This window comes from Amycolatopsis sp. NPDC004378 (assembly GCF_053602455.1).
Genome location: NZ_JBSGDR010000003.1, coordinates 499,332 through 516,860, shown reverse-complemented (window position 1 = coordinate 516,860; position 17,529 = coordinate 499,332). Strand labels below are relative to the sequence as shown.

The following is a 17,529-nucleotide window of genomic DNA, read 5'->3' as shown; positions in this document are numbered from 1 at the left end:
GGGTCGTGCGGATCCTGGTCACCGGTGGCACCGGACAGCTCGGCAGTGCGGTGGTGGCGCGGCTGCGGGCGGCGGGGGAGGAGGTCCGCGTGCTGAGCCGGCGGACCGGGCCGGACCTCGTGCCCGGTGACCTGCGGACCGGCCGCGGCGTCGACAGTGCGGTGGCCGGCGTCGACGTGGTCGTCCACTGCGCCACCGACTTCCTCGGCCGCGAGACGCAGCTGGCCCGCACGCTGATCGAAGCGGCGCGCTGGGCGGGCGGCCCGCACCTGGTGTACGTCTCGATCGTCGGCGTCGACCGCGTCCCGCTCGGCTACTACCAGACCAAGCACGAGACCGAAGGGGTCGTCGCGTCCTCGGGCCTGCCGTACACGATCCAGCGGGCGACGCAGTTCCACGCGCTGGTCCGGACGTTGCTCGCGGGCGCGACCCGGCTGCCGGTGGTGCCGGTGCCGAAGGTCTCGTTCCAGCCGGTGGACGTCCGCGACGTCGCGGAGCGCCTGGCGGACCTGGCACTCGGCGATCCCGTCGGCCGCGCCGACGACTTCGGCGGCCCGGAAGTCCTGTCGGCGTCGGAGCTGACCCAGGCGGTCCTGGACGCGAGCGGCCGCCGCCGGAAGCTCGTGCCGGTCAGCGTGCCGGGGGCGGCGTTCCGCGCGTACGCGGGCGGCGGTCACCTGGTGCCGGACCACCGCGACGGCACGATCACGTTCGGCCAGTACCTCGCCGATCAGCCCGACGCGGGCGTGCTGCGCTACCGGACGCGGACGCGTCAGTCCACCGGGACGTAGTCGCCGTCCGGCAGGACGGGGTGGGTGGAGGCGCTGGTCATGAAGCGCCCCTGCACGACGCGGACGTAGGCGCCCGCCAAGGGGAAGACGAGGACGAACCTGGTCCCGGTGTTCCCGCGCAGCAAGGCGCCCTTGCCCAGGTTGCCGAGGAACTCGACGATGTCGCGTTCGATCTCGTCGGCGAACTCCCGTTGATCTTCGCGGGAGATGTCGTAGAGATCGGTGTCGATGGCGTAGGTGGCGCGCTTGCCGGTTGCCGGCTCCCGCGCCTCGAACTCCAGTCCGAGCCATCGACCCGGTTCGACGACCACGGTTGCCCGCCACGTCGAGCCGGTGAGCTGCCACTTGGTGCAGGAGCCGGCCCGCTCGGTGACCGTGGCCGCGGGGTGCTCGCGCAGGAACGCGAGGAGGCGGTGGGCGTCGGTCATGAGGCACAACGGTACCGCGCTCGTATGTTATCGGATTAATTACGAAGAATCTTGACCTCGGATCCCGATAGGTCATATGTTTGGCGGGCTGCACGCCGGTCCCGCCTTCAACGCCGAACGGATCCGACATGTCGAACCCTCCCTCTCGCCGTACCTTCCTCAAGCTCGGTGGCGCGGTCGGCGCCGGAGTTGCCCTCAGTGGCATTCGCCCGTTCACTGCCAGCGCAGACGTCGTCCGTCCCGTCGATGCCGACCTGGTGCCCGCCAGCGGGGCGACGACGCTCTGGTACCCCGCGCCCGCGGCCGAGGGCAAGATCATCGAACAGGGCCTGCCGATCGGCAATGGTCGGATCGGTGCGCTCGTCGGGGGTGACCCGGCCGCCGACTTCCTCTACCTGGCCGACGCGTCCCTGTGGACCGGTGGCGCCAACGACGTCCTCGAAGACGACGGCCAGTTCCCCTACGAACGCGAGAAGTTCGGCACCCTCGGCCTCCTGGCGAAGGTGCGCATCTCGGTGCCGGCGCACACCGGTGTCAGCGACTACCGCCGCACGCTCGACCTGAGCAACGGGCTCGTCGTGATCACCTACCGGCACGCCGGGGTCCAGTACCGCCGCGAGTACTTCGTCAGCCACCCCGACGATGTCGTGGTCGTCCGGCTCAGCGGCGGGCCCGTCACCGGTTCGGTCTCGCTCGAGCCCACGCGCGGGGAGAAGGCGGACAGTGCGACGGCGTTCAGGGGCACGTTCGACAACGGCCTGAAGTACGCGTGCACGGCGGCCGGTGGCGCGACCTTCACCGGGAGCGACGTCGTCGTCGTGATCAGCGGCGGGACGAACTACGTGCCCGACGCGGCCCGGAAGTACCTCGACGCGTCGCTGGACCCCTTGGCGCTCGCGAAGGAGAAGGCGTCGCGGGCCCTGCGAGCCGGGGGAGGTGCGCTGCTGGCCACGCACGTCGCCGACTACCGGCGCCTCTACGACCGGATGACCGTCGACCTGGGACAGTCGCCGCCGGCGAAGCGCGCGCTGGACACGTGGTCGCGGCTGCTGGCCCGCCACGACGATCCGGCCACGGCCGACCCGGAGTTCGAGGCGAGCTACCTGCAGTTCGGGCGGTACCTGACGATCACCGGCTCGCGGAACGGGCTGCCGATGGGCCTGCAGGGCCTGTGGCAGAACAACAACACGCCCGACTGGATGAGCGACTACCACACCGACATCAACCTGCAGATGAACTACTGGCTCGCCGACCGCGCGGCGCTGCCCGGGAGCTTCACTGCCCTGGCCGACTACTGCCTCGCGCAGCTTCCCGTGTGGACGGACAGCACGAAACGCCTGTTCAACGACCCGCGCAACCGGTTCCGGAACACCAGCGGCAAGATCGCCGGCTGGGCGATCGCGTTCTCGACGAACATCTACGGCGGGTCCGGCTGGTGGTGGCACCCCGGCGGCAACGCGTGGCTGTGCAACTCGCTCTGGGACCACTACGCGTTCACCCAGGACAAGGCCTACCTCGCGCGGATCTACCCGCTGCTCAGGGGCGCGGCCGAGTTCTGGGAGTCGCGGCTGGTCCCGATGACGGTCGACGGCCGCGAGGTGCTCGTCGACGACCACGACTGGTCGCCCGAACACGGCCCGCAGGACACCCGCGGGAACACCTATTCCCAGGAAATCGTCTGGGACCTGTTCGAGCACTACCGCGAAGCGGTCGCGGTGCTGGGCCGCGACCGCGCGTACGGCGACCGGATCGCCGGGCTGCAGAAGAAGCTGTACCTGCCGAAGGTGAGCCCGACGACCGGCTGGCTCGAGGAGTGGATGTCGCCGGACAACCTCGGCGAGACCACGCACCGGCACCTCTCCCCGCTGATCGGCTTCTTCCCGGGTGACCGCATCGCGCACGACACCGCGCCGCGGGAGCTGCTCGACGGCATCCGCGCGTTGCTGGTCGCCCGGGGCATGGACAGCTTCGGCTGGGCGTGCGCGTGGCGGTCGGCGTGCTGGGCGCGGCTCAAGGACGCAGATCGTGCGTACCAGCTGCTGCTCACCGTCATGCGGCCGTCGGTCGCGAACGGCAACGGGACCGCGCCGAACTTCTTCGACATGTACAGCCAGGGCAGCTACACGATCTTCCAGATCGACGCCAACCTCGGCGCACCGACGGCCATGGCGGAGATGCTCGTCTATTCACGCCCCGGGGTGCTCGAACTGCTGCCGGCCCTGCCTTCGGCGTGGGCCCGCTCGGGCCGGGTGACGGGGATCGGCGTGCGCGGCGGCTTCGAGGTCGACGTCTCCTGGCGCGACGGGAAGGTGACGCGAGCCGTGGTCAAAAGCGTCGGCGGGACCCGGACGGAGGTCCGCGCGGGCGGCTGGCGCCGGACGATCGGGCTGCGGCCGGGCCAGTCGGTCACGGTCCAGCCAAGTTGAGGTGCGACCTCCGGAAAGAGGTGTAGTGTTCAATCACTTTCTCTGGACCGGAGGTGGCCGTGAACGTCGTCCTGTGGGTCGTGTCGGGTGTGCTCGCCGCGCTGTACCTCGGCGCCGGCGGCATGAAGCTCGCGACACCGCGGAAGAAACTGCTGGACAACCCGAACATGGGCTGGGCGGCGGAGTTCTCCGACGCGGCGGTGAAGGGCATCGGCGCGGTCGAGATCCTCGGCGCGCTCGGGCTGATCCTGCCGTGGGCGCTCGACCTCGCGCGCGTCCTGACACCGCTGGCTGCCACCGGACTGGCGGTGATCCAGATCGGTGCGATCATCGTGCACGCACGCCGCAAGGAGACCAAGGCGCTGCCGATGAACGTCGTGCTGCTGGTGCTGGCGGCGTTCGTGGCGGTGGGCCGGTTCGCCGGCTGACGCTTCGGAGGATCGATGACGCTTCCCGGTCACACCGACCACGGTGGCGACGGCCCGGTGGTCGTGCTGCTGCACAGCTTCCTGATGGACGGCCGGATGTTCGCCCCGCAGCTCGCGGCGCTGGACGGCTTCCGGTGCGTCACGGTCGATGAGCGCGGGCACGGCCGAACGCCTGCCGAAGGGCCGTTCGACTACTGGGACGTCGCCCGGGACGTCCTGGCCGTGCTGGACCACCTCGGCGTCCCGCGCGCGGCGGTCGTCGGGACCAGTCAGGGCGGGTTCGTCGCGCTGCGGATGGCGCTGCTCGCGCCTTCGCGCGTCACGGCGCTCGCGGTGCTCGGCACATCGGCGGCCGCGGAGGATCCGGCGGTCGCGGCCGGGTACCGGGCGGTGCTGGACGCCTGGGTGAGCGGCGGCGCGCCGCCGGAGGTCCTCGACGGCGTCGCGCGGATCTGCTTCGGCGACTTCCCCGTCGACGAGTGGAAGGAGCGGTGGAAGTCGGTGTCGCCGGCGCAGCTGACGCCGGCCATGACGGCGCTCGTCGAGCGTGACTCGGTGCTCGAGCGGGTCGGCGAGATCTCCTGCCCGGCCTTGGTGCTGCACGGCTCGGCGGACCTCGCCTACCCCGTCGAGCGGGCGGCCGAGCTGGCCGCGGCGCTCCCGGCGGCCGAACCGCTGGTCGTCGTCGACGGTGGCGCCCACTTCCTCAGCTACACCCACCCGGACGAGGTGAACCCCGCGCTGGGGAAGTTCCTCACCGCGCACGCGTAGACCTGAAGGTCACTTGCGTTCGGTATAACCGTATATCAGTATGGCTGTATGACCGACACGATCCGGTGGGCGACGTTCGACTGCTTCGGCACGCTGGTGGACTGGCGGCACGGCATCGGGACCGGCCTCGAGCTGCTGTTCCCGGGCCGGGGCGCCGAGCTGCTCGAGGTGTACAACCGGCACGAACCGCGGGTGCAGGCCGAGACCCCGGTGCGGCGGTACCGGGAGGTGCTCGCGGAGTCGCTGCGGCGGACCGCGGCCGAAGCCGGCCTGGAGCTGGTGCCCGACGACGCGTCGGTGCTCGGGACCGGGCTGCCGTACTGGCCGGTGTTCCCCGACACCCGGGCGGCGCTCGCCGCGTTGCGCGACGCGGGCTGGCGGATCGCCCTGCTGACCAACTGCGACCGCGACCTCATCGGCGAGACCCAGCGCCGTCTCGAGGTGCCGGTCGACGCGGTCGTCACGGCGGAAGACGTCGGCTCGTACAAGCCCGGCCACGCCCACTTCACGCGGTTCGCGGACTCTTTCGGGGCCACGCGGGACAACTGGGTGCACGTCGCGCAGAGCCACTTCCACGACATGGTGCCGGCGCAGGAGCTGGGCATCCGGCGGGTGTGGATCAACCGGCACGCGGACCCGAGCGACCCGTCGGTCGCGGACGCCGTGCTGCCGGGTCTCGACGACCTCGTCGCGACCGTGGAACGGGTGCACGCGTCCTGATGGTCCTGCAGACGACGAACACGCGGGACGCGCTGGTCGCCGAGGTGCGCCGGCGCATCCTGAGCGGCGAGCTCGAACCGGGCACGCCGCTGACGGAACAGGGCCTGGCCACGACGTTCGGCGTGGCGCGCCCGACGGTGCGCTCGGCGTTGCAGGAGCTGGTGGCCCGGCACCTGGTGGAGCGTTCGGACGGCCGTTCGCTGCGTGTCCCGGTGCTGACCGACGACGACGTCCGGGACCTGTTCACGGTCCGGCTGCCGCTGGAGTTGCTGGCGGCGCGGCTGATCGTGGCGGAGGGGCGTTCGCTGGCCGGCGCGTCGGCGGCCTTGGCGGTGCTGGAAGCGTTGCCGCCGGACGCGGGCTGGAGTGAGCGGGTGGAGGCGCACACGGCGTTCCACCTGGCCCTGGTCGACGCGGCGGGCAGTGTGCGGCTGAGCCGGATCTACCCGCCGATGCAGGAGGAGATGCGCCTCTGCCTGGCCCGGTTGCGGGGCGCGTACCCGGATCCGGGCGAACTGGCGGTGGAGCACCGCCGGCTGCTGGAGGCGATCGCGTCGGGGAACCGCGCGAGCGCGGAGGCGGAGATGACCGACCACCTGACCCGCGCCCGCGACGGCTTGCTGACCCCCTGAGCCCTTACCGGCTTGCCACGACAGCGTCAGCAGGCGGAGCCGCCGCGAGCCGGGCTCACCCGGTGCGGGGTGAACAACCCCGCCCACAGTGCCGCCCAGTGGCGTGACGCCGAGCGGTCCGGCCGGGGGCGGCGCACCACCGGTGCCGGCCCGGCCCGGTACTCCATCTCCACCCGCACCCAGTCGTAGATCCAGTCGCCTCGCATCGTCCCTCACCTCTGTTTCCGAGGAACTCCACGATCGTCCTGAGGGGCGCGCCGCCGCATCGGGTGAACACGCACTCCGGGACCCCTTACGGCCGCAATTCCCTTATGGGGCCTTTCGGGTCGTCATCCGCAGGGCAATACCCTGACCAGGGTGACCGCCACGACGTACCTCTTCGTCCCCGGTGACCGCCCCGACCGCTTCGGCAAGGCCGCGGCGAGCGGTGCCGACGTCGTGCTCCTGGACCTGGAGGACGCGGTCGCCCCGGCGGACAAGGACGCCGCGCGGGCCGCTGTGGCGGCCTGGCTCGCGGACCACGACGCCATGGTCCGGATCAACGCCCCGGGGACGCCCTGGTTCGACGCCGACGCCGCCCTGGTGACCGCGCGCGGGGTCCCGGTCGTCGTGCCGAAGGCGGAGACACCCGGTGTGCTCGCCGGATTCCGTGAAGTCGTGGCCCTCGTCGAGACCGCGAAAGGGGTTGAGCGGGCCGGTGAAGTGGCCGCCGTCGCGTCCGTGACGCGGCTGGCGTTCGGCAGCATCGACCTGGCCGTGGAACTGGGTGTCGACCCGGACGACCCAGAGCCCTTCGCCTACGCGCGCTCGCGGCTCGTGGTCTCGTCGGCGGCCGCCGGGCTCGCGCCGCCGATCGACGGTGTCACCACGGACCTGCGTGACGACCGGCGCCTCGAGGCCGACGTCCGGTACGCCCGCCGGATGGGCTTCGGCGGCAAGCTCTGCATCCACCCGAGCCAGGTCGAGCCGGTCCGCGCCGGGTTCGCCGCGACCGAGGCCGAGCGCGAGTGGGCCCGCAAGGTCCTCACCGCGGGCGAATCGGCGTCCACTGTGGACGGCAAGATGGTCGACCGGCCGGTGCTCGCCCGCGCGCGGCGGATCCTGGCCGAGTGACGCGCTACACGGCGCCCTGACGCCGCAAGGCTTCCGCGTCGAAGCCGAACTCCGTCAGCACGGCGTCCGTGTGCTCGCCCACCGCCGGCACCGGGTCCATCCGCGGCGAGCGGCCGGGGACCGTGATCGGCGGCAGCGTCGCGCGGACCGGCCCGCCCGGTGTCGAGACGTCCGCGAAGCGGTCGCGCGCCGTGAGCTGCGGGTGCGCCAGGACGTCGGGCAGTTCGCGACGCCGCGCGTGCGCGATCCGGCCCCGGCGAAGACGGGCCTCCAGCTCCTCGCCGGTCAGCCGGGCGAAGACCGCGTCGATCTCGCGCTCCAGCGCGGGCCGGTTCGCGACCCGGGCGCTGCCGGTGGCGAACCGGTCGTCGGTGACCCACTCCGGCCGCTCGACGGCGTGCTCGCAGAACGTCGCCCACTCGCGGTTGTTCTGCACTGCCAGCACGACCTCGGTGCCGTCGCCCGCGGTGAACGTGCCGTACGGCGCGATCGCCGGGTGGCTCGTACCGGTCCGCGGCGGGGGAGTGCCGCCGTAGCCGGCGTAGTAGAGCGGGAACCCCATCCACTCGACCAGCGAGTCGAACAGGCTGACCTCGAGCTCGGTGCCGAGCCCGGTGCGCTCCCGGTCGTAGAGCGCGGAGAGGATGCCGGAGAAGGCGTACATCCCGGCGCCGATGTCCGCGGCCGGGATGCCGCTCTTGGCCGGCTCGGACTCCGACCCGGTCACCGAGACCAGCCCGGCTTCGGACTGGATGAGCAGGTCGTACGCCTTCGCGTCGCGGTACGGCCCACTGGACCCGTAGCCGGACACCGAGCACGTGATCAGCCGCGGCCGCGTGGCGCGCAGGCCGGCCGCGCCGAGGCCGAGGCGTTCGGCGACGCCGGGTGCGAAGTTCTGCACGAACACGTCGGCCCGGTCGAGCAGGGCCGCCATCACCGGCGCCGCGGCCTCGCTCTTGAGGTCGAGCGTGACGCTCTCCTTCGACCGGTTCAGCCAGACGAAGTGGCTCGACTGGCCGTGCACGGTTTCGTCGTAGGCGCGGGCGAAGTCGCCGCTGCCGGGCCGTTCGATCTTGAGCACGCGGGCGCCGAGGTCGGCCAGGTGCCGGGTGGCCAGCGGCGCGGCGACCGCCTGCTCGCAGGACACGACCGTGACGCCGTCGAGGGGCAAGGAGGGCATGGCCGCATCCTGCCACCCGGGGTCAGACCGCGCGGGCGATGGCGATGTTCCCGGCCAGCCGCTCGCCGGCCTCGTAGATCAGGTACTCGCGGCCCTGGTAGGTGCCGAAGCTCGGCGCCGCGGACCGGCCGTTGTCCGGCGCCCCCGCGAGCGGCGTGTGGAACACGCCCAGGTGGTTGCGCTTCGAGAAGTCGTTGCCGACCTCGGTGATCATCAGCCGGCCGCCGTGCGCGATGTCCGTGTTGTACACGACGTACGTGCTGTTGTTGCGCTGCAGCAGGTGCGGGCCGCCGATGTCGTTCGCCCCGACGTCGGTGTGGCGCACCAGCGGCGTCTGCGAGAACGTCCAGTTCAGCGCGTCCGGCGACCAGCCCCAGCCGATGTCGCGGTGGTTGGAGGTGTTGTTCAGCATGAACACCATGACGTAGCGGGCGTTCTTCGCGGGCAGGTCCTGGCGGAAGACGCGCGCGTAGGAGGTCTCGGTGGTCCCGGCGGGCTGCAGCCGCGTGGACAGGACCTCCTTCTCGTAGGTGAAGTGGATGCCGTCGGCGGAGCTGGCCAGGCGGGTGACGGTGTTTTCGCCGTGGAAGTAGAGGTAGATCCGGTTGACGTCGTCGTTCCACAGGGCGTGCGGTGACGAGACGTGGCTGACGGAGTACTCGCCGGGCCACGAGTTCTTGATGATCGGGTTGCCCGCGTACTCGGTGAACTCCTCGTCGAGGGAGTTCGCGTACGCCAGGCAGATCCCGCCCGGCGCGTCGTGCGGGGCGTAGTAGAGGTAGTACGCGCCGAGCGCGTCCGGGATGCGGCCCTTGGTGCCGCGGACGCAGGGGAAGATCAGCTCGCCGGTCGGGTTGTAGCGGAGCTTGCTCTTGACGAGCGCCAGCCGCTGGTACCGGTAGTCGGGGAAGCCGGCGGGCGCGGCCGCGGCGGTCGCCGGGAGCACGGCGCCCGCGCTGAGGGCGGCGGCGCCGGCCAGCAGGCCGCGTCGGGTGAGGGTCATGACCGCTCCTTCGAGGTCTCGTGTCCGGCGAAAATGACACGCTCACGCGGGCGGGTCAAGAGAGTAATACGTATTAGTACGGTCGGGACAGGTTTGCTGGAGTTTCGGGCAAGACGGTTGACGCGGTTTCGGCGGGCTTGCAGGCTGAATCGGATCAGCTGAGCCCGGCGACCCGGAGCGAGGTAGGTGATGGGCAGGGTGCGGCGGATGCCCCGGCAGGCCGACATCGCGCGCGTCGCCGGGGTCTCGCAGGCGACGGTGTCGGTGGTGCTGGGCGGCAACCGCACCGGGGTCCGGCTTTCGGAAGGGACGCGGCTGCGCGTGCTGGCGGCCGCCGAGCGCCTGGGCTACGTGCCCGACCCGGTGGCGAAACGGTTTTCGTCCGCACGCAACAACCTGCTCGGCCTCTACACGTTCACGCCGGCGTTCCCGGACTTCGCCGACGCGTACTACCCGATCCTCGCCGGCGTCGAGGCCGAGGCGGCCGCGCTCGGCAAGGACCTGATCATGTTCACCGCCTCGAGCGCGGAACCCGGCCGGATCCGCCGCACCCGGCTCGCCGACGGCTGCCTGTTCCTCGGCCGGCACGTTCCGGTGGACGCGCTCGCCGACCTGCTCGCGGCGGGGTTCCCGATCGTCTACATCGGACGCCGCCCCGAGCTCGACGGCCGCATCCCGCACGTGGGCGCGGACTACGTGTCCGCTTCGGCGGAGGTGATCACGCGGCTCGCGCGGGCCGGGCACCGTCGCCTGCGGTACCTGCGCGAGCCGGACGACGCCCCGGCGTCGGGTGACCGCGAACGCGGCGTGCGCGCGGCGGCGGCCGACGCGGGCCTGTCGGTGGCGGTGACCCGCACCGACGGCACGGACCTCGGCGCGGCTTCGGTCCGCCGCTGGCTCGCCGACGACGTGACGGCGCTGGTGGTCGAGGAGACCGACACGGGCGCGGTGTTCCACGCGACCTGGCACGCCCTGCGCGCGGCGGGGGTTTCGGTGCCGGGCGAGCTGTCCCTGGCGGTCCTGGGCCGGCCCCCGGCCGCGACGGCCGCCCCCGAGATCAGCGGGTTCGAAGTCCCGCGGCGAGCCCTCGGCCGGGCAGCGGTGCGGTTGCTGGCTTCCCTGGTGGAACCGGGGAAGAGCGAGCCTGTGCTGCACCGGCTGCTGACCTGCCCGCCGGTGGCGGGGGAGACGATCGCGACGGTCGCCTGAGTGCCCCGAGGTGCCGGCCACCTCGGGGCGTCCGCCGTCAGCCGTTGCCGAGCGTGCCGATGTTCCCGTTGGCGTTGGCGACGCCGTAGCCCTGGGCGGTGGCCTCCTTGAAGACCTTGCCGTCGACCTCGATGGTCACCTTGATGCTGCCCGAGCCGCTGCCCTGCGCCAGGATGCTGACGAACTGCAGCGCCTGGTCGCCGGGGAGCTCGATCGTCTTCTCCCACGGGAGCTTGACGTGGGACTCCTGGCTGGTCGTCGTCATGCCGTCGGTGGTGTAGGTGATGTTGCCGGCCTTGCCGGTTCCGGTCACCTTGTACACGACGGTGTGCTTCGCCGTGGCCGGCGCGTCTCCGGCCGCGACGGCGGGGAGGCTCGCGACCGGCGGCGCGGTCGGCAGCGAGTTCGCGGCGTCGGAGACGGCCTTGCCGACCACGGCGACCCAGATGATGCAGACGAGGAGCCCGATCGCCGAGAGCACGACACCGGCGATCGAAAGGCCTTTGTTGCTGGCCACGCCCTTGTTCGCGCGGCTGAGCCCGACGAACGAGAGGATCAGGCCGAGGATGACCAGTGGCCACGCGATCACGCCGATCAGCGGGATCGGCGAGAAGAGCAGGCCGAGGAGACCGAGGACGAATCCGGCGGTGCCGAGGCCGTTGCGGGGCTGGACGACGGCCGGCATCGGAGCCGGCGGGTAGGGCTGCTGGGCGGTCACGAATGTTCCTTTCACGACAGACAAGGCATTAGTCGTTTTCGCCCCGGAGCGGTGTTACGGCAGTTATCCGTTCGTGTCATCCGAGTGTGGCCTGTCACAAACAGCCGGACAGGGCCTTGAGCAGCAGTGCGCCGCGGTCGTCGGTGTCCTCGGGCTGCAGCTCGCTCGTCGTGAACGAGAACCCCAGTCCCTCCTCCGGCCAGGCGCCGTGGCGGCCGCCGCCCGCGCCCGAGTGGCCGAACGCCACCGCCGCCGGGCCGTACGTGCCGATCGGGTCCGGCAGTTCGTAGCCCAGGCCGAAGTGGACCGGGCGGTCGTTGATCGCGTCGATGCCGGACGACCACGTGCGGGTCGCCTCCGCCAGCACCGGCGGCGGGACCAGACCCGAACAGATCCGGTCGTAGAGCCGGGCCATCGCCGCCGCCGTGCCGGTCGCGCCGCCCGCCGCGAGCTGCGCACGGCGGTACGCGGCGGAGTTGATCGCGCCGGGTTCCAGGAGCCCGCGGTACATCTTGTCGACGATCCGCCGCCGGGCCGGGTCGTGCAGGAACGTGCTGATCCGGTAGTCCGGCGACCGCGTCAGCCGCGCGACGCGGTGGTCCTCGGACGCGGGCGTGCCCAGGTGGAGGTCGACGTCGCCCAGCAGGGTGCGCAGGACCTCGCCAGCCGGGCGGCCCGTCACGCGGCGGATCAGTTCGGTGCAGAGGTACCCGTAGGTCGCCGCGTGGTAGGCGACCCGGGACCCCGGCGTCCACAAGGGAGTCTGCGAGGCGAGGGCGGCGGCGTTGGCGTGGTTGTCCAGAAAGGACACTTCAGCCTCGACGTACGGCAGCCCGATCGTGTGGGACAGCACGTGCGCCACCCGGGCGCCGGCCGCCGAGAACTCCGGCCAGTACGCGGTCATCCGCGCGCCCGGGTCGATCGGCAGCAGGGCCATCATCGTCGCCACGATGCCCTTGGTCCCGGAGAACAGGACCACCAGCGTGTCGCGCGTCCAGCCGGGACCACCCCACAACTCGGCGAGCACCTCGCCCCGCCGCACGACGCTGAACGCCGCACCGCCGGACGTCCGGGCCAGCACGTCCGCGAACGCGTCCCGCACCGGCTCGAACCCCGGTGCCACCGTCCCCTTCACAGGCGCGGCGTCGCGGCCAGCAGCTCCCGCGTGTAGGGGTGCTCGGGATGGTCCAGGACCGTCCGAACGGGACCCTCCTCGACGATCGAACCGCCCTGCAGCACGGCGATCCGGTCCGCGACCTCGCCGGCCAGCGCGATGTTGTGCGTCACGAACAGCATCCCCATCCCGAGTTCGCGGCGCAGCTCGCCGAGCAGCTCGACGATCGTCGCCTGCACCGAGACGTCCAGCGCGGACGTCACCTCGTCGCACACCAGGACGTCCGGTGTGGTCACCAGGGCCCGCGCGATCGCGGCGCGCTGGCGTTCGCCGCCGCTGAGCTGGTCGGGCAGCCGGTCGGCCAGGGCCCGCCCGAGGCGGACGCGGTCGAGCACCTCGTCGACCCGCGCCCGGCGTTCCGCACGGGACATCGACGTCAGCCGGGTCAGCGGGACTTCGATCGACTGCGCCACGGTCTTGCGCGGGTTGAGCGAGGAGAACGGGCTCTGGAACACGTACTGGATCCGCCGTCGCTGCTCGTCGGAGCGCTGCCGGGTCGAGACCGCCAGCCCGGTGCCCGCCAGGGACACCGTCCCGGTGTACGAGCCGGTGAGACCCGCGATGCACTGCGACAGCGTCGTCTTGCCGGAGCCGGACTCGCCGAGCAGCATCAGGCACTCGCCGCGTTCGACCGAGACGTCGACCCCGCGCAGGACCACGTGCTGTCCATACGCGACGGACACCTCCCGGGTCGCCAGCACGGGTTCCGAGGGCGGCGGTGGCTCCGAGGTGGCGTCCGGGTCGGGCACCGCGTCCAGCAGCCGCCGCGTGTAGGCGTGCGACGGCGTCCGCAGCACCGAAGACGCGGGCCCGCATTCGACGATCGAGCCGTGGTACATCACCGCGACGCGGTCGGCGATCTCGGCGACCACCGCCAGGTCGTGGGTGATGTACAGCGCGGCGACGCCGTGCTCCGCCGTCAGCGAGCGGACCGTCTTCAGGACCAGCGACTGCGTGACGACGTCCAACCCGGTGGTCGGCTCGTCCAGCACGACCACCGCGGGCCGGCACGCGAACGCCATCGCGATGCCGACGCGCTGCTGCTGCCCGCCGGAGAGCTGGTGCGGGTACCGGCGCCGGTACGCCGGGTCCGCCGGCAACCCGACCTCCGCCAGGACGGAACCGACGCGGTCGCCGACCGGGCCGTCGAAACCGTGGGTCTCGAGAACCTCCGCGATCTGCAGCCCGATGCGCAACGCAGGGTTGAGCGACAGGGCCGGGTCCTGCGGGATGTAGGCAACGGTGCTGCCTCGCAGCCGCCGCCGGCCCTCGGTGCCGAGCGACAGCACGTCGACGTCGCCCACGGTCACCCGCCCACCGGCGACCGCGAGCCCGCGGCGGAAGTGCCCGAGCGCGGCCAGCCCGGCGGTCGTCTTGCCGGAGCCGGACTCGCCGACCAGCGCCAGGACTTCGCCGGGCGCCACCGCGAACGACACGTCGTCCAACACGGACTCGCCGGCCGTGGTGCGCACCGCGAGCCCGGTGACCGCCAAGGCGTTCATGCGCGGACCTCCCGCTTCCGGCCGGCGGCGGCCGAGGCCAGCGCGTCGGCGACGAGGTTGGTTCCCACGGTCAGCGCGGCGATCGCCAGCACCGGGAGCAGCACACCCCAGGGCTGGACGACCAGCGCGATCCGGTTCTCGTTGATCATCAGGCCCCAGTCGGCCGACGGCGGCTGGATGCCCAGCCCGAGGAACGACAGCGACGCGATGTACCCGATCGAGTAGGTCAGCCGCAGGCCGATCTCGACCATGAGCGGGCCGGTGATGTTCGGCAGGATCTCGCGCAGCAGGATCCGCGACCGGGGTACGGCGTACATCTCGGCCGCGCGGATGTAGTCGTTGCCCGCGACGGCGACGGTCGCCTGCCGGGCGACGCGGGCCGTGCGCGGCGCGTGCGTCAGGCCGATGACCAGCACCAGCAGCCAGCCCTCCGGCCCGATCACCGCGATCGCCAGCAGCGCGATGACGAGCTGCGGGAAGGACAGCAGGACGTCGTTGCCGCGCATCAGGAAGCTGTCGAGCCGGCCGCCGCCGTACCCGGCGACCATGCCGAGCAGCGCGCCCAGCACGATCCCGAGCGCGGTGGCCAGCACCGCGTAGAGCAGCAACGTCGTCCCGCCCGCGAGGAACCGGGTCAGCACGTCGCGGCCGAGGCCGTCGGTGCCGGCGATCCCGTCCGGCTTGAACGGCTTCCCGGCGAAGTCCGTGGTCGTGTGGCCGGTCAGCACCGGGCCGAGCCACGGTCCGAGCAGGGCGATCAGCACCACGACCAGGGTGAGCGCGGTGCCGATCCTGGCCTGCGGGAACGTCCACGCGGTGCGGAAGAGCCCGCCCGGGCGGGCCGGGGGCGCGTCGGGGGTGACGGTGCGGGGGAGTTCGACGGCGGTCATCGGCCCGCCTCCGTCCTGAGTTTCGGGGTGGCGAGGATGCCGACGACGTCGGCGAGCAGGTTCACCACGATGTACACCGCGGCGATGAGGAGCGTGATCGCCTGGACGACCGCGACGTCCCGCTTGGCCACGGCGTCGATGAGCGCCTGGCCCACGCCGGGGTAGCGGAACAGGAACTCGACGACCACGACACCCCCGGCGAGCCACGCCAGCTGCAGCGCGACCACCTGCGCGACCGGGCCGATCGCGTGCGGCAGCGCGTGGCGCACGAGCACGGTCCGTTCGCGCACGCCCTTGAGCCGGGCCATCTCGACGTACCCGCTGTCTAGGACCTCGTTCATCGTCGCCCGCATCATCCGGGTGATGTACGGCGTCACGACCAGGACGAGCGTGAGCACCGGCAGCACGAGCTGGGCCGGCTGGTGCCACACGGCGTCGCCGGGCGGGGTGATCGTCACCGACGGGAAGGCCTTGAACACCGTCGTCGAGAGCAGCACGACCAGCGCGACGCCGATGACGAACTCGGGCAGCGCGGCGATCACCAGGCTGATCCCGGACACCACGTGGTCGGTCGCGCGGCCGCGGCGGATCGCGCTCCACGTGCCGAGCCCGAGCCCGACCGGGGTGGCGAGCACCGCCGCGACGACGAGCAGCACGAGCGACGCCGAGATCCGGTCGCCCAGCAACGCCGTGACCGGGCCCTGGGTGGACGTCGACGTGCCGAGGTCGCCTGTGAACAGCCCGCCGAGCCAGTCGAGGTAGCGCTGCCAGACCGGCAGGTCGAGGTGCAGCTGGTGCTGCAGCGCGGCGACGCGCTCGGGGGTGGCCTGCTGGCCGAGGATGGCCCGCGCGGGGTCGCCCGGCAGCAGCAACGTCGCGAGGAAGACCAGCAGGGACACCACCCACAGCACGAGGACGCTGACGAGCAGCCGGCGCAGGATCAGCCGTGTCATCTCACGCCTCCCCGCTCGTGCCGAGCCACGCGGTGCGGAACTGGTAGCCGCTCAGCGAGATCCCGGTCCGGTCCGGGACGAGCCCGGCGACGTACTTCTGGTACGCGTCGACCTGGTTGACGAAACCCCAGACGATCAGGCCGCCGCGGTCGTATTCGATCTTCTGCGCCCGTTTGAGCAGGTTGGTCCGCTCGGCGGCGTCGGTCGTCGCCCCGGCGCGGGTGACCAGGTCGACGAACTCCGGGTCGTGCCAGTGCGTCTCGTTGTAGGGCGCCTTCGGCAGCGACCCGACGGCGACCTGCGGCAGGTAGTTGCGGGTGTACCAGAAGTCCTGGGCGAAGTCCCAGGACAGGTAGTTCTCGCCGTAGAACGTCGTGGTGTCGAGCTTGCGGATCTTGACGTTGATGCCCGCCGCCTTGGCCTGCTGCTGGAACACCTGCGCCGCCTCGACCGCCCCCGCCTGGATGGGCGCGGTCACCAGCTCGACGTCCAAAGTGGCGTGCCCGGCCTCGGCGAGGAGCCGTTTCGCCGCGTCGATGTCCTGCTTGCGCTGGGGGAGTTCCTTGGCATAGGCGGGGTCGAAGGGGGCGTAGAGGTCGTTGCCGAGGCGGCCCTGTCCACTGAGGACCTGGTTGATCATCTGCTCCCGGTCGACCACCAACCGCATGGCCTGGCGCACCCGGACGTCGTCGAACGGCGGCCGGTCGACGCGCATGGTGAACGGCAGCCAGGTGCCGGTCTCCGCGGCGAGCACCTGGATCCGCGGGTCGCTGTTCAGCACGTCGACCAGGGCCACCGGCACCTGGTCGATGGCGTCCACCTGGGACGAGAGCAGCGCGTTGATGCGGGCGTCGTCGTCGGCGAAGTTGATCAGCACCAGTTCGTCGAGGTAGGGCTGGCCCGGCCGCCAGTAGTGCTCGTTGCGGCTGAAGGTGCTCTGCAGCCCGGCGGTGAACGAGCCCGCCTTGAACGGGCCGGTGCCGATCGGGCGCTTCACGTCGAAGTCGGCCGGGACGATCCCGAGCGAGTACTGGCCGAGCAGGTCGTCGAAGCCGGCGTTCGGCGTGTTCAGCCGGAACTCGACGGCCCGGTCGCCGCTCGGCACGACCTCGGCCAGCACGGTCAGCCCGGCCGCGCCGCTCTTCGGGTCCTTGGGGTCCGTGATCCGCTTGAAGGTGGCGACGACGTCGTTCGCCGTCACCGGGCGCCCGTCGTGGAACTTGACGCCGTCGCGGAGGACGGCGGTCCACGTCCGGGCGTCCGGCGACGCCGTCAGCGACCGCGCGACCAGGAACTCCAGCTTGTAGTCGTGGTCGCGGACCAGGAGTGGCTCGTAGAGGTTGATCACCCGCGCGATGTCCGGGTTGGTCGCCGGGGTGTGCGGGTCGAGGGTGTCGGACGCGCCGCCGCCGGTGACGCCGACGCGCAGCCGGCCGCCGGAGCGGGGCGGGCCGGCCGGCACCGGCGCGGCGTAGGTGGCACCGCAGCCGGCGGCCAGCAGCGCGACGCCGGTCGCGGCGAGGAACCTGCGGCGGGTGAAAGGACTACATCGCTCTTCCATGGTGGGGACTTCCGGTGGGAGCGGGTGTTC

General features: G+C 71.9%; 18 protein-coding genes. 8 read left to right on the top strand and 10 right to left on the bottom strand.

All coding sequences use genetic code 11. From position 1 onward, the window contains the following. The first annotated feature begins 5 nt into the window (after nt 1-5). The gene (locus tag ACWEN0_RS14090) at nt 6-791 is read left to right on the top strand and encodes an SDR family oxidoreductase (RefSeq protein WP_451972950.1); all 786 of its coding nucleotides are present in this window, start codon (nt 6-8) and stop codon (nt 789-791) included. On the opposite strand, the gene ACWEN0_RS14085 is transcribed toward ACWEN0_RS14090, so the two are convergent. Continuing rightward, complete coding sequence (locus ACWEN0_RS14085; protein ID WP_451972948.1) at nt 773-1,219, bottom strand: hypothetical protein; 447 nt, start codon at nt 1,217-1,219, stop codon at nt 773-775. The genes ACWEN0_RS14090 and ACWEN0_RS14085 overlap by 19 nt on opposite strands. 128 nt (nt 1,220-1,347) lie before the next feature. On the opposite strand from ACWEN0_RS14085, the gene ACWEN0_RS14080 reads away from it, so the two are divergent. The 5 genes from ACWEN0_RS14080 to ACWEN0_RS14060 are packed head-to-tail and all read left to right on the top strand — an operon-like array spanning nt 1,348 to nt 6,196. After that, the gene (locus ACWEN0_RS14080; protein ID WP_451972947.1) at nt 1,348-3,645 is read left to right on the top strand and encodes a glycosyl hydrolase family 95 catalytic domain-containing protein; all 2,298 of its coding nucleotides are present in this window, start codon (nt 1,348-1,350) and stop codon (nt 3,643-3,645) included. A 59-nt stretch (nt 3,646-3,704) separates the two neighbouring features. Continuing rightward, nucleotides 3,705-4,073, top strand: coding sequence for a DoxX family protein (locus ACWEN0_RS14075; RefSeq protein WP_451972945.1), 369 nt, complete (start codon nt 3,705-3,707; stop codon nt 4,071-4,073). A 15-nt stretch (nt 4,074-4,088) separates the two neighbouring features. Next, nucleotides 4,089-4,844: an alpha/beta fold hydrolase gene (locus ACWEN0_RS14070; RefSeq protein WP_451972943.1), complete on the top strand. Its 756-nt coding sequence runs from the start codon at nt 4,089-4,091 to the stop codon at nt 4,842-4,844. 48 nt (nt 4,845-4,892) lie between these two features. Further along, nucleotides 4,893-5,564 (top strand): HAD family hydrolase, encoded by a 672-nt coding sequence (locus tag ACWEN0_RS14065; protein WP_451972941.1) that lies wholly within the window; start codon nt 4,893-4,895, stop codon nt 5,562-5,564. Next, nucleotides 5,564-6,196, top strand: a complete 633-nt coding sequence (locus ACWEN0_RS14060) for a GntR family transcriptional regulator (protein ID WP_451972939.1) — start codon at nt 5,564-5,566, stop codon at nt 6,194-6,196. The genes ACWEN0_RS14065 and ACWEN0_RS14060 overlap by 1 nt, the downstream gene beginning before the upstream one ends. Nucleotides 6,197-6,222: 26 nt before the next feature. On the opposite strand, the gene ACWEN0_RS14055 is transcribed toward ACWEN0_RS14060, so the two are convergent. After that, nucleotides 6,223-6,402: a hypothetical protein gene (locus tag ACWEN0_RS14055; RefSeq protein ID WP_451972937.1), complete on the bottom strand. Its 180-nt coding sequence runs from the start codon at nt 6,400-6,402 to the stop codon at nt 6,223-6,225. Between the two features lie 151 nt (nt 6,403-6,553). Between ACWEN0_RS14055 and ACWEN0_RS14050 the strand changes: the two genes are divergently transcribed. Continuing rightward, on the top strand, nt 6,554-7,309 hold the full coding sequence (locus tag ACWEN0_RS14050) for an HpcH/HpaI aldolase/citrate lyase family protein (RefSeq protein WP_451972935.1): 756 nt from the start codon (nt 6,554-6,556) through the stop codon (nt 7,307-7,309). A 4-nt stretch (nt 7,310-7,313) separates the two neighbouring features. Here the strand turns inward: ACWEN0_RS14050 and ACWEN0_RS14045 are convergent, their stop codons facing one another. Together ACWEN0_RS14045 and ACWEN0_RS14040 are read right to left on the bottom strand one after the other, a co-directional pair. After that, nucleotides 7,314-8,489: a CaiB/BaiF CoA transferase family protein gene (locus ACWEN0_RS14045; protein ID WP_451972933.1), complete on the bottom strand. Its 1,176-nt coding sequence runs from the start codon at nt 8,487-8,489 to the stop codon at nt 7,314-7,316. A 22-nt stretch (nt 8,490-8,511) separates the two neighbouring features. Further along, complete coding sequence (locus ACWEN0_RS14040) at nt 8,512-9,492, bottom strand: hypothetical protein (protein WP_451972931.1); 981 nt, start codon at nt 9,490-9,492, stop codon at nt 8,512-8,514. 207 nt (nt 9,493-9,699) lie between these two features. Here ACWEN0_RS14040 and ACWEN0_RS14035 point away from each other — a divergent pair, with 207 nt between their 5' ends. After that, nucleotides 9,700-10,701 (top strand): LacI family DNA-binding transcriptional regulator, encoded by a 1,002-nt coding sequence (locus tag ACWEN0_RS14035; protein WP_451972929.1) that lies wholly within the window; start codon nt 9,700-9,702, stop codon nt 10,699-10,701. 37 nt (nt 10,702-10,738) lie between these two features. On the opposite strand, the gene ACWEN0_RS14030 is transcribed toward ACWEN0_RS14035, so the two are convergent. The 6 genes from ACWEN0_RS14030 to ACWEN0_RS14005 form a co-directional block, all read right to left on the bottom strand. Next, a complete protein-coding gene (locus ACWEN0_RS14030; RefSeq protein ID WP_451972927.1) occupies nt 10,739-11,419 on the bottom strand; it encodes an MmpS family transport accessory protein in 681 nt (226 codons plus the stop codon). 94 nt (nt 11,420-11,513) lie between these two features. Beyond that, the gene (locus tag ACWEN0_RS14025) at nt 11,514-12,542 is read right to left on the bottom strand and encodes a serine hydrolase domain-containing protein (RefSeq protein ID WP_451972925.1); all 1,029 of its coding nucleotides are present in this window, start codon (nt 12,540-12,542) and stop codon (nt 11,514-11,516) included. Between the two features lie 8 nt (nt 12,543-12,550). Next, nucleotides 12,551-14,095: an ATP-binding cassette domain-containing protein gene (locus ACWEN0_RS14020; protein ID WP_451972923.1), complete on the bottom strand. Its 1,545-nt coding sequence runs from the start codon at nt 14,093-14,095 to the stop codon at nt 12,551-12,553. Beyond that, nucleotides 14,092-14,985, bottom strand: coding sequence for an ABC transporter permease (locus ACWEN0_RS14015; protein ID WP_451972921.1), 894 nt, complete (start codon nt 14,983-14,985; stop codon nt 14,092-14,094). The genes ACWEN0_RS14020 and ACWEN0_RS14015 overlap by 4 nt, the downstream gene beginning before the upstream one ends. After that, the gene (locus ACWEN0_RS14010; protein ID WP_451972919.1) at nt 14,982-15,938 is read right to left on the bottom strand and encodes an ABC transporter permease; all 957 of its coding nucleotides are present in this window, start codon (nt 15,936-15,938) and stop codon (nt 14,982-14,984) included. Before ACWEN0_RS14010 ends, ACWEN0_RS14015 begins: the two co-directional genes overlap by 4 nt. A 1-nt stretch (nt 15,939) precedes the next feature. Further along, nucleotides 15,940-17,499 carry an ABC transporter substrate-binding protein gene (locus tag ACWEN0_RS14005; protein WP_451972917.1) on the bottom strand — a complete coding sequence of 520 codons (1,560 nt, stop codon included), beginning with the start codon at nt 17,497-17,499 and terminating at the stop codon, nt 15,940-15,942. Nucleotides 17,500-17,529 lie beyond the last annotated feature (30 nt).

Bases quoted from the DNA above. Each gene is read 5' to 3' on its own strand.
- ACWEN0_RS14085 (WP_451972948.1), bottom strand. From the start codon at position 1,219: ATGACCGACGCCCACCGCCTCCTCGCGTTCCTGCGCGAGCACCCCGCG.
- ACWEN0_RS14080 (WP_451972947.1), top strand. From the start codon at position 1,348: ATGTCGAACCCTCCCTCTCGCCGTACCTTCCTCAAGCTCGGTGGCGCG.
- ACWEN0_RS14070 (WP_451972943.1), top strand. From the start codon at position 4,089: ATGACGCTTCCCGGTCACACCGACCACGGTGGCGACGGCCCGGTGGTC.
- ACWEN0_RS14065 (WP_451972941.1), top strand. From the start codon at position 4,893: ATGACCGACACGATCCGGTGGGCGACGTTCGACTGCTTCGGCACGCTG.
- ACWEN0_RS14060 (WP_451972939.1), top strand. From the start codon at position 5,564: ATGGTCCTGCAGACGACGAACACGCGGGACGCGCTGGTCGCCGAGGTG.
- ACWEN0_RS14055 (WP_451972937.1), bottom strand. From the start codon at position 6,402: ATGCGAGGCGACTGGATCTACGACTGGGTGCGGGTGGAGATGGAGTAC.
- ACWEN0_RS14045 (WP_451972933.1), bottom strand. From the start codon at position 8,489: ATGCCCTCCTTGCCCCTCGACGGCGTCACGGTCGTGTCCTGCGAGCAG.
- ACWEN0_RS14040 (WP_451972931.1), bottom strand. From the start codon at position 9,492: ATGACCCTCACCCGACGCGGCCTGCTGGCCGGCGCCGCCGCCCTCAGC.
- ACWEN0_RS14035 (WP_451972929.1), top strand. From the start codon at position 9,700: ATGCCCCGGCAGGCCGACATCGCGCGCGTCGCCGGGGTCTCGCAGGCG.
- ACWEN0_RS14020 (WP_451972923.1), bottom strand. From the start codon at position 14,095: ATGAACGCCTTGGCGGTCACCGGGCTCGCGGTGCGCACCACGGCCGGC.
- ACWEN0_RS14015 (WP_451972921.1), bottom strand. From the start codon at position 14,985: ATGACCGCCGTCGAACTCCCCCGCACCGTCACCCCCGACGCGCCCCCG.
- ACWEN0_RS14010 (WP_451972919.1), bottom strand. From the start codon at position 15,938: ATGACACGGCTGATCCTGCGCCGGCTGCTCGTCAGCGTCCTCGTGCTG.
- ACWEN0_RS14005 (WP_451972917.1), bottom strand. From the start codon at position 17,499: ATGGAAGAGCGATGTAGTCCTTTCACCCGCCGCAGGTTCCTCGCCGCG.